The organism is Anaerotignum faecicola (genome assembly GCA_024460105.1).
Classification (GTDB): Bacteria; Bacillota; Clostridia; order Lachnospirales; family Anaerotignaceae; genus JANFXS01.
In genome coordinates, this window is sequence record JANFXS010000149.1 from 1 (window position 1) to 517 (window position 517).

Genomic DNA, 517 nt, shown 5'->3' on the forward strand with positions numbered 1-517 from the left:
CCGTGGACGCGGTGGAACTGATCGGCCATAACATAGATATTTTTCGTAAAAACACCCAGGCAGGAGAGAATATAACGATTACCCAGGGCAATGCCATGGATCTGTCCGCATTTCCGGACAATCTGTACGATATCACACTGCTGTTAGGACCGCTGTATCACCTTTACACCAACGAGGATAAACAGCAGGCGCTGCGCGAGGCGATTCGCGTGACAAAACCAGGCGGCGTGATCTTTGCTGCATATGTGATATCCGACGGCTGCCTCCTTGACGAGGGCTTCCACCGCGGCAGCATAAACGTCGCAGAGTATATGGAAAAGGGCCTGCTCGATTCCCGTACATTTGCCGCTAAGTCGGAGCCAAAGGATTTATTTGAACTTGTCAGAAAAGAAGATATCGATGATTTGATCTCTGCCCTTCCTGTTACCCGGCTGCATTACGTCGCAGCGGATGGCTGTGCCTTATTCATGCGCGAGGCCATAGACGCCATGGATCGCGACACATTTGAACTGTATTT

1 protein-coding gene is annotated in these 517 nt (G+C 50.9%); it reads left to right on the top strand.

What is annotated here, in order from left to right; translation table 11 throughout:
• The coding region (locus tag NE664_13225; protein ID MCQ4727593.1) for a class I SAM-dependent methyltransferase at positions 1 to 517 on the top strand (517 nt) is incomplete at both ends.